4 protein-coding genes are annotated in these 11,476 nt (G+C 29.0%); all 4 read left to right on the top strand.

The window, feature by feature from the left end; translation table 11 throughout:
• Positions 1-99 precede the first annotated feature (99 nt).
• The 4 genes from QWY99_RS10370 (at position 100) to QWY99_RS10355 (ending at position 11,439) form a co-directional block, all read left to right on the top strand.
• Positions 100-489, top strand: coding sequence for a hypothetical protein (locus QWY99_RS10370; RefSeq protein ID WP_290264578.1), 390 nt, complete (start codon positions 100-102; stop codon positions 487-489).
• 32 nt (positions 490-521) lie between these two features.
• Positions 522-1,337 (top strand): hypothetical protein, encoded by an 816-nt coding sequence (locus QWY99_RS10365; RefSeq protein WP_290264575.1) that lies wholly within the window; start codon positions 522-524, stop codon positions 1,335-1,337.
• A gap of 1,372 nt (positions 1,338-2,709) precedes the next feature.
• The gene (locus QWY99_RS10360; RefSeq protein ID WP_290264573.1) at positions 2,710-9,723 is read left to right on the top strand and encodes a phage tail-like protein; all 7,014 of its coding nucleotides are present in this window, start codon (positions 2,710-2,712) and stop codon (positions 9,721-9,723) included.
• Positions 9,724-10,206: 483 nt separating this feature from the next.
• A complete protein-coding gene (locus tag QWY99_RS10355) occupies positions 10,207-11,439 on the top strand; it encodes a T9SS type B sorting domain-containing protein (protein ID WP_290264570.1) in 1,233 nt (410 codons plus the stop codon).
• The last annotated feature ends 37 nt before the right edge of the window (positions 11,440-11,476 follow it).

Here is an 11,476-nt window from a genome sequence, read left to right as displayed (position 1 = left end):
CGTTTGTCAGATTGTTGGGGGATGAGCTGATAAATTATAGAGACTGTTATGGGAGCAGTCTCTGCTTAAAATCGTGGTTTTTATACATAATAGGTTACCATGAAAAAAATAGTAATTAAGCAGATGGTTATTTCAATAATAATATTTGTTTCTATAAAAGAAATTTTAAACGGGATTGATATTGTTAATATGAATAATGGTTTAGAAAATATCTTTTTAGAATGGGGATTTTCTATAAAAGGTATAATAATAATAGGCATGATTAGTATTATGTGTGGTGCTTTGCTTTTAATTCCTTACACCTACATCTGGGCTAATTGTTTAATTGCTTCTAAAACCTTTTTAATAATTTTTTTGTATTTATTAGATAGTAACATTAAAGCAGCCTTTCTAGAGCTCCCTTTACTGATTTTGATAATAACCATGGTATATTTTAAATACCCCTTCTTGTGGAACATAAAATTACAAAATTCTATGTTGAAGTTATAATGCTATAGTAAAATTTAATTTAAGCAAAAAACATGAATAATGAATATTTACGAACTGCGTTACGCAGTGCGCCTTCAGAGGATTGTGTTTATAGTACTAGGGCCTGGCTTGAAAATGTTCCTGAAATACAAAGTTTTACAGAAATAGAAAGTATTTTATTAAGTAAAGATTTGTCTTCTAGAGAAGTAATGGCGCTTGTGCTGTTATTACAAAGAAAATATATTGATAGTGCTGATGAATTAGGGTTACTTGAAACTGATTACAATATAAATATTAAGTACGATAAAATTTTTGATATATATAATGGCCTCTCAATTTTTGGTGATGCAACTAGTGAAATATTAGATTTCTCTCATCTTGATAAAAAATTACTCAAAGTTAAGGTCTGCGTCGCAAAAAAAGCCCGTAAAATTGTCTTGCCCAAGAGTAGTACATTTGAAGCATTGGATATAAGTTATACACCCAAATTGACACACATTGAAAATATTGAGCGTATTGTAGCGATGAAATCTTTGTCGTTTGATAAATGTAAAGCCTTTTTGGATTTTAAATTTTTACAAAATTTAAATAGTCTACATATATTAAAAATTTCTGGAAACGAAAATTTACCAGAGCTAGATTTTATTACTGAAAAAAGTAATATAAGTATATTGCACTTGGTCGAAACAAATGCAATGAGGCTAAAAAATACAGTAGATAACTTATGTAAGTTAAAAAAATTAAAGCATTTAAATATTAGTGTAAATCAACAGGAGTTGGACTTACTAAGAAAGCAACTTCCAGCCTGTGCTATTAATAATAGAGCATCATTAAATGAAATTATGAAAACAAAAGTAAGTTTTGGGTAAAATGAATTGTAGACTTTTTTTCATTTAAAGAAGTTTTTTAAAGCTTTATGATCTTTCTAGAGTTTAGCCAAATTACTGCTTAAGAATAATCAGATGCATGAATTTAAGCTTAATATTTGTAATTCTATTCCAAATACATTCTCAATAAGTGAAATTTTTAGAATAAAGGCTACTTATAACCTAGATATGAATTCATGTCTGATATTTACTTCTTTATTTATTGTTTTATATTTTATGATTGTTTTTAAATAACTGATATTTTGTCAGTTATAGTTAAAAGAGTTTTATTTGATTTTTTTAATTAATAAAAATGGAAGGATCTGGTCAAGATAATGAGCTTTTAAAAGGTTCCTGTTAGCTAAATTCCTATTTTAATTATTGTTGTTTTTTTTTTGGACAATTTAAACTATCTAGAAAAGAATCAAATATTACTCTTTTTTTACATCCTTTCTAGATTTTCCAGTCGTATTTTTTAAGAAAAATTTTGCTTTATGCTAATCTAGTTCTATCTAGAAATCACCTTAATTATTTTTTCATTTTTGGACAAAATCATTCAATTTTATATTTATAATTTTTGATTTAAATTAAAAATAATTGAGTATTTGCCTCTATAAGAATATACAATTTTGTAGAAATAACTTAAATAAGTTTGGTTCTTTGATAACTTTTTCTGCAGAAAATGAGTTTAATGAAATGCTGAAAGAACATATTTGGCATCTACATTTTATTTTTTTTGATTTTAACAGTTCAATACAATAACACTAACTTTTTACACCTACTCAAATCTACTCATTATTGTTTGGTTTAGTGTTTAAATTACTGATAAATAGGTGTTTGTTGTTTTTTTTAGTTGCTAAGTAGATGTGAGTAGCGAGTTTTTTTGTTTTCATTATTTTATGAGCATTCTTTGCATGATTCTGTTTGTGAAAAATTACATCTGCAATTATGTAACATAAATATTGTAAAACATAATCAATTTTAAAACTGACGCCCCAGTCTTATAAGTTTTATTTATTCTTCATGTAGATGAGCTAAATCCCTAATTAATTCTAGGTAGCCATACTATATGAAATTTTACGATTTTTTACCAAATCGTTTTAATTGTCTAACGTTTTAAATTGATAATAATTTCAGTTTAAATAATCTAACTATGTTTTTTTTAAGATTGTTAGATTATAAATATTGACAAAATTATGATTGCATTTTAATGACAATGTGAGGCCTTATTATGGTTAGTGTGTAATATCCTAAGTAAATTGTGATAGATATTATTAAATAATAATGGCTTAATCTTTAATCAATTTCGTGTAATAGTACTCACGATTAATCTAACAAATTATTTTTTAGTTTTTATTAATTTTAATAAGTATTTATGAAAAATCAATTACTATTCTTACTTCTTGTCTTGGGGGGGGTCTCCACGTATGGACAGGTAGGTGTAGGGACCCCTTTGCCCAATAGCTCCGCTCAATTAGATGTGGTAGCTTCAACTAAAGGTATTTTAATACCTAGGGTAAATCTTATAAACGCAACAAGCATGAGTCCTATTACTAATGATGGCTCGCTACCTCCAAGTCTTATGGTGTTTAATACGGCAAGTCAGGCTGATGTTAAACCGGGCTATTACTATTGGTATGATAATAAATGGAACAGAATTGTTGTTTCTAATGAAATAACATCATCTAAAGGAACAGTTATTTTTAATCCAATAAGTCAGGAGTTTACTTATATTGATGCCTCAGGCGCTCCTCAAATTATAACTCTTGATGGATTAAAAGGTGATAAGGGAGACGATGGTAAAGATTTTAAATTTACAGATTTTACTTCAGAGCAATTAGCTACATTAAAAGGAGATGAAGGTCCAATCGGACCAGCAGGTGCTGCACCAACAAGTGGTGCTGGAAATGTTACTGGTTTAAATTTAATTGATATTACTAATGGAGTCAATAATGCATTCCAAGATACTAATATTAGTTTAAGAGCTGGAAACCCAGGTCAAATTTTGCAGACTGTTGGTACAATTCCTACTTGGGTTGATACAAAAGTAGCCATTGCTCAAGGAACTACGAATGATTTAAAATTAGATGCTGATAATAAATTGATCTCTAATGTAAATGGAGTTACTTCTTCTGTAGAATTGGATAAAATAGTTGCTCAAGTAACTACGAATGATTTAAAATTAGATGCTGATAATAAATTAATCTCTAATGTAAATGGAGTTACTTCTTCTGTAGAATTAGATAAAATAGTTGCTCAAGTAACTACGAATGATTTAAAATTAGATGCTGATAATAAATTGATCTCTAATGTAAATGGAGTTACTTCTTCGGTAGAATTGGATAAAATTGTTGCTCAAGTAACTACGAATGATTTAAAATTAGATGCTGATAATAAATTGATCTCTAATGTAAATGGAGTTACTTCTTCTGTAGAATTGGATAAAATAGTTGCTCAAGTAACTACCAATGATTTAAAATTAGATGCTGATAATAAATTGATCTCTAATGTAAATGGAGTTACTTCTTCGGTAGAATTGGATAAAATTGTTGCTCAAGTAACTACCAATGAATTGAACTTAGACGCTGATAATAAATTGGTTTCTAATGTAAATGGAGTTACTTCTTCGGTAGAATTGGATAAAATTGTTGCTCAAGTAACTACCAATGAATTGAACTTAGATGCTGATAATAAATTGATCTCTAATGTAAATGGAGTTACTTCTTCGGTAGAATTGGATAAAATTGTTGCTCAAGTAACTACCAATGAATTGAACTTAGATGCTGATAATAAATTGATCTCTAATGTAAATGGAGTTACTTCTTCGGTAGAATTGGATAAAATTGTTGCTCAAGTAACTACCAATGAATTGAACTTAGATGCTGATAATAAATTGATATCTAATGTAAATGGAGTTACTTCTTCGGTAGAATTGGATAAAATTGTTGCTCAAGTAACTACGAATGATTTAAAATTAGATGCTGATAATAAATTAATCTCTAATGTAAATGGAGTTACTTCTTCTGTAGAATTAGATAAAATAGTTGCTCAAGTAACTACGAATGATTTAAAATTAGATGCTGATAATAAATTGATCTCTAATGTAAATGGAGTTACTTCTTCGGTAGAATTGGATAAAATAGTTGCTCAAGTAACTACGAATGATTTAAAATTAGATGCTGATAATAAATTGATCTCTAATGTAAATGGAGTTACTTCTTCGGTAGAATTGGATAAAATAGTTGCTCAAGTAACTACGAATGATTTAAAATTAGATGCTGATAATAAATTGATCTCTAATGTAAATGGAGTTACTTCTTCTGTAGAATTGGATAAAATAGTTGCTCAAGTAACTACCAATGAATTGAACTTAGATGCTGATAATAAATTGATCTCTAATGTAAATGGAGTTACTTCTTCTGTAGAATTGGATAAAATTGTTGCTCAAGTAACTACCAATGAATTGAACTTAGACGCTGATAATAAATTGGTTTCTAATGTAAATGGAGTTACTTCTTCGGTAGAATTGGATAAAATTGTTGCTCAAGTAACTACCAATGAATTGAACTTAGATGCTGATAATAAATTGATCTCTAATGTAAATGGAGTTACTTCTTCGGTAGAATTGGATAAAATTGTTGCTCAAGTAACTACCAATGAATTGAACTTAGATGCTGATAATAAATTAATCTCTAATGTAAATGGAGTTACTTCTTCTGTAGAATTAGATAAAATAGTTGCTCAAGTAACTACGAATGATTTAAAATTAGATGCTGATAATAAATTGATCTCTAATGTAAATGGAGTTACTTCTTCTGTAGAATTGGATAAAATAGTTGCTCAAGTAACTACGAATGATTTAAAATTGGATGCTGATAATAAATTGATTTCTAATGTAAATGGAGTTACTTCTTCGGTAGAATTGGATAAAATAGTTGCTCAAGTAACTACTAATGAATTGAACTTAGATGCTACTAATAAATTGGTTTCTAATGTAAATGGAGTTACTTCTTCGGTAGAATTGGATAAAATAGTTGCTCAAGTAACTACTAATGAATTGAACTTAGATGCTACTAATAAATTGGTTTCTAATGTAAATGGAGTTACTTCTTCGGTAGAATTGGATAAAATAGTTGCTCAAGTAACTACTAATGAATTAAACTTAGATGCTACTAATAAATTGGTTTCTAATGTAAATGGAGTTACTTCTTCGGTAGAATTGGATAAAATAGTTGCTCAAGTAACTACTAATGAATTGAACTTAGATGCTGATAATAAATTGATATCTAATGTAAATGGAGTTACTTCTTCGGTAGAATTGGATAAAATTGTTGCTCAAGTAACTACCAATGAATTGAACTTAGATGCTGATAATAAATTGATCTCTAATGTAAATGGAGTTACTTCTTCTGTAGAATTGGATAAAATAGTTGCTCAAGTAACTACGAATGATTTAAAATTGGATGCTGATAATAAATTGATTTCTAATGTAAATGGAGTTACTTCTTCGGTAGAATTGGATAAAATAGTTGCTCAAGTAACTACCAATGAATTGAACTTAGATGCTGATAATAAATTGATCTCTAATGTAAATGGAGTTACTTCTTCGGTAGAATTGGATAAAATTGTTGCTCAAGTAACTACCAATGAATTGAACTTAGATGCTGATAATAAATTGATCTCTAATGTAAATGGAGTTACTTCTTCGGTAGAATTGGATAAAATTGTTGCTCAAGTAACTACCAATGAATTGAACTTAGACGCTGATAATAAATTGGTTTCTAATGTAAATGGAGTTACTTCTTCGGTAGAATTGGATAAAATTGTTGCTCAAGTAACTACGAATGATTTAAAATTAGACGCTGATAATAAATTGGTTTCTAATGTAAATGGAGTTACTTCTTCGGTAGAATTGGATAAAATTGTTGCTCAAGTAACTACGAATGATTTAAAATTAGATGCTGATAATAAATTGATCTCTAATGTAAATGGCGTTACCTCTTCTGTAGAATTGGATAAAATTGTTGCTCAAGTAACTACCAATGAATTGAACTTAGATGCTGATAATAAATTGATCTCTAATGTAAATGGAGTTACTTCTTCTGTAGAATTGGATAAAATTGTTGCTCAAGTAACTACCAATGAATTGAACTTAGATGCTGATAATAAATTGATTTCTAATGTAAATGGAGTTACCTCTTCTGTAGAATTGGATAAAATTGTTGCTCAAGTAACTACCAATGAATTGAACTTAGATGCTGATAATAAATTGATTTCTAATGTAAATGGAGTTACTTCTTCTGTAGAATTGGATAAAATTGTTGCTCAAGTAACTACCAATGAATTGAACTTAGACGCTGATAATAAATTGGTTTCTAATGTAAATGGAGTTACTTCTTCGGTAGAATTGGATAAAATTGTTGCTCAAGTAACTACCAATGAATTGAACTTAGACGCTGATAACAAATTGGTTTCTAATGTAAATGGAGTTACTTCTTCGGTAGAATTGGATAAAATTGTTGCTCAAGTAACTACCAATGAATTGAACTTAGATGCTGATAATAAATTAATCTCTAATGTAAATGGAGTTACTTCTTCTGTAGAATTAGATAAAATAGTTGCTCAAGTAACTACGAATGATTTAAAATTAGATGCTGATAATAAATTGATCTCTAATGTAAATGGAGTTACTTCTTCTGTAGAATTGGATAAAATAGTTGCTCAAGTAACTACGAATGATTTAAAATTGGATGCTGATAATAAATTGATTTCTAATGTAAATGGAGTTACTTCTTCGGTAGAATTGGATAAAATTGTTGCTCAAGTAACTACCAATGAATTGAACTTAGATGCTGATAATAAATTGATCTCTAATGTAAATGGAGTTACTTCTTCGGTAGAATTGGATAAAATTGTTGCTCAAGTAACTACCAATGAATTGAACTTAGATGCTGATAATAAATTGATTTCTAATGTAAATGGAGTTACTTCTTCTGTAGAATTGGATAAAATAGTTGCTCAAGTAACTACGAATGATTTAAAATTAGATGCTGATAATAAATTGATCTCTAATGTAAATGGAGTTACTTCTTCGGTAGAATTGGATAAAATTGTTGCTCAAGTAACTACGAATGATTTAAAATTAGATGCTGATAATAAATTGATCTCTAATGTAAATGGAGTTACTTCTTCGGTAGAATTGGATAAAATTGTTGCTCAAGTAACTACGAATGATTTAAAATTAGATGCTGATAATAAATTGATCTCTAATGTAAATGGCGTTACCTCTTCTGTAGAATTGGATAAAATTGTTGCTCAAGTAACTACCAATGAATTGAACTTAGACGCTGATAATAAATTGGTTTCTAATGTAAATGGAGTTACTTCTTCGGTAGAATTGGATAAAATTGTTGCTCAAGTAACTACCAATGAATTGAACTTAGATGCTGATAATAAATTGATCTCAAATGTAAATGGAGTTACTTCTTCGGTAGAATTGGATAAAATAGTTGCTCAAGTAACTACCAATGAATTGAACTTAGATGCTGATAATAAATTGATCTCTAATGTAAATGGAGTTACTTCTTCGGTAGAATTGGATAAAATTGTTGCTCAAGTAACTACCAATGAATTGAACTTAGACGCTGATAATAAATTGGTTTCTAATGTAAATGGAGTTACTTCTTCGGTAGAATTGGATAAAATTGTTGCTCAAGTAACTACCAATGAATTGAACTTAGATGCTGATAATAAATTAATCTCTAATGTAAATGGAGTTACTTCTTCTGTAGAATTAGATAAAATAGTTGCTCAAGTAACTACGAATGATTTAAAATTAGATGCTGATAATAAATTGATCTCTAATGTAAATGGAGTTACTTCTTCTGTAGAATTGGATAAAATAGTTGCTCAAGTAACTACGAATGATTTAAAATTGGATGCTGATAATAAATTGATTTCTAATGTAAATGGAGTTACTTCTTCGGTAGAATTGGATAAAATTGTTGCTCAAGTAACTACCAATGAATTGAACTTAGATGCTGATAATAAATTGATCTCTAATGTAAATGGAGTTACTTCTTCGGTAGAATTGGATAAAATAGTTGCTCAAGTAACTACCAATGAATTGAACTTAGATGCTGATAATAAATTGATTTCTAATGTAAATGGAGTTACTTCTTCTGTAGAATTGGATAAAATAGTTGCTCAAGTAACTACGAATGATTTAAAATTAGATGCTGATAATAAATTGATCTCTAATGTAAATGGAGTTACTTCTTCTGTAGAATTGGATAAAATTGTTGCTCAAGTAACTACCAATGAATTGAACTTAGATGCTGATAATAAATTGATCTCTAATGTAAATGGAGTTACTTCTTCTGTAGAATTGGATAAAATTGTTGCTCAAGTAACTACCAATGAATTGAACTTAGATGCTGATAATAAATTGATCTCTAATGTAAATGGAGTTACTTCTTCGGTAGAATTGGATAAAATTGTTGCTCAAGTAACTACCAATGATTTAAGTAACCCGCTAAACACAATTACGTCAACAGTAAATGGTATTGTAAAAACAGCACCAGCTGTTAATAGTAATGTCGTTACTTTATCAGGTTCTACGTTAACTAGTTCGATAAACGAAGTTGAAGGAATTATTGATTTAGCTCCTGCAATAAAAGATGCAGAAACAGTTACGGAGATAACTCCTTTGGTAACAGCAGGAAATAAAATTGCTAGTTATAAAAATGAGACAGCTAATGCTGCAGTCGATGTTTATGAAACAATAACTAAGCTTGAAGTAAATCCACTCGCAAAAGGAACTTTAGATTATACAGATGAAAAGACAATAACTCATAAGTTAGATATTGCTCCATTAGTAAAAGAACCATGGTTTAGTACAGATACTAATGCAGGTGCAACTAAAAATGATGAGTCTATTTATACAATGGGTGATTGGGTAGGTATTGGTTATAATACACCATCGTCTACACCAAATGAAAGATTGAGAGTTAACGGAGTAATTACAACTGTGAATAGTTACTTTGCTGATTATGTGTTTGAAGATTATTTCCAAGGCTTTTCAGATATTAAAGCAGATTATAAATTTAAAACATTAGCCGAAGTAGATGCTTTTATCCAAAAGAACAAACATTTACCAGGAATAACTCCTATAACTGAACTAGAGAAAACAGCTGGAGGTTATGCATTTAATATTTCAGAATTATCAATTCAGTTACTAGAAAAAACAGAAGAGTTGTATTTGCACGTTATTGAGCAAAACAAACAGCTAGATGCAAAGAACAATGAAATAGAGGAATTAAAAACCAATTCAAAAGCAATTAACGAGCGTTTGGAAAAATTGGAAAAATTTATTTCTGAAATAAAATAAACAGTAATTAAAAATAAAGGAACTACAATTTTAATTGTAGTTCCTTATTATACTTTAAAAATATAAAAAAGATTACCTCTTGTATTTAAGAGATGATCTTTACAATCCTTATCAGCTTAATCAGTTTTTGTTCAGTGTTTAAACAAATTGATGGAGAAACTATAAAATACTAAAGCTGAAAGACTAAACGTTGGATAATTTTCCGAAAATTAAATAATAATTAAGGTTGTATTACTAGTAAAGGGCAAAATCTGTTCGGTACAGATACAAGTTGTTAATTTTTAGTTGGATTGTTTATGTTCAATACAATTACTAAATAGTCAGTTGGGTACGATTTATAGAATTGCGATTCTATATGTTTAAACTTCAACAACAAACAAGTTACTGGCTAAAATTAGTATTGAGTGTAAACTGAAGATGCTTTTTAAAAGTATAAATAATGATAGCAAATGATATTATGGATAACATTTTAAAATATAAGTGATGACCAGAATTTATAGAAATACAATCATACTAATGGTATGTGCAGTTGGCAAATTAAATGCACAAACGGTAAACACAGGAGATTTAGTAATTATGCCCAGAACAGAGTTTTCTTCAGTAGAAAGTTTTGATAATACTCTTACTGGGAATTTTGTTAATGATGGTGTCTTTTTTGTATACGCAAATTTTAATAATGATGGGATGGTGACATTTAGCCAATCATCAAAAACAGGATTAACTTATTTTAAAGGAATAACTGGAGCGCAGACTATTTCTGGAACATTACCAAGTGAATTAAATGATGTAAGATTTGATAATACATCAGCGCAACCAGCTTTTTTATTGTCAGGGGAACTAAGTGTTAAGGGAACTTCATACTTTAATAATGGGATTGTAGATAATGACACTAATGGAGGGAAATTTATTTTTGGAATTAATGCAAATCATAATGATACGAGTCACGAAAGTTATGTACTTGGGCATGTAGAACAAAATGGAAAAAATGAATTTCAGTTTCCTGTAGGAGACGAAGGATTTTTTAGACCAATATCTATTGGGCAAAGTACTCAGAATGGCAAGATTTATACTGGTAAATATTATTATAAAAATTCAAATGGGGAGTATCCTCATGATAAGAAGCAAGATAAAATAGTATTAATTGACTCATCTGAATATTGGAAATTTGAAACTACAGATAACCCAATTGATTTTGCTTTGACACTTACTTGGGATGAGAATACGACTCCAAATGCTATAATTACTGGTAGTGATGATGATTCTATTGCAATTGTTAAATGGCATGATTTAGATAAGCAATGGAAGATTTATGATTCAGCAAGTGATGAATATTATAAAGCGGTTACGGCAAAAATTACTAGTGATGGAATTTTTACACTAGCAAGAATAAAAAAAACACTGGATTTTCCTAAGGATAATGTTATTGTTTACAATGGTTTTTCGCCTAACGAAGATGGAGTTAATGACTACTTTTTTATAGATGGTTTATCTAATTACCCAAACAACACTTTAGAAATATACAACAGATGGGGTGTTAAAGTGTTTGAAACTTCGGGCTATGGTACAGATGGAAATTGGTTTAAAGGAATTTCTGAAGGTAGAGCAACTGTAAGTAAGGGAGAGAAGTTGTCTACAGGAACCTATTTTTATGTACTTAGATATAAAACAAATAATGAAATTACTAGAGAAAAAGTAGGCTATCTGTATTTTAATTAAGGACAATCAATTAATCGGCTTTTTTTAAAAGAACTTA

The organism is Flavobacterium branchiarum (genome assembly GCF_030409845.1).
GTDB classification, from domain to species: Bacteria; Bacteroidota; Bacteroidia; order Flavobacteriales; family Flavobacteriaceae; genus Flavobacterium; species Flavobacterium branchiarum.
Note: the sequence above shows the minus strand (reverse complement) of the source record. Positions and strands in the feature narration are given on the sequence as shown.

What these genes read in the sequence shown, in the direction of transcription:
- QWY99_RS10370 (WP_290264578.1), top strand. Translation starts at nt 100, where the DNA reads ATGAAAAAAATAGTAATTAAGCAGATGGTTATTTCAATAATAATATTT.
- QWY99_RS10365 (WP_290264575.1), top strand. Translation starts at nt 522, where the DNA reads ATGAATAATGAATATTTACGAACTGCGTTACGCAGTGCGCCTTCAGAG.
- QWY99_RS10360 (WP_290264573.1), top strand. Translation starts at nt 2,710, where the DNA reads ATGAAAAATCAATTACTATTCTTACTTCTTGTCTTGGGGGGGGTCTCC.
- QWY99_RS10355 (WP_290264570.1), top strand. Translation starts at nt 10,207, where the DNA reads ATGACCAGAATTTATAGAAATACAATCATACTAATGGTATGTGCAGTT.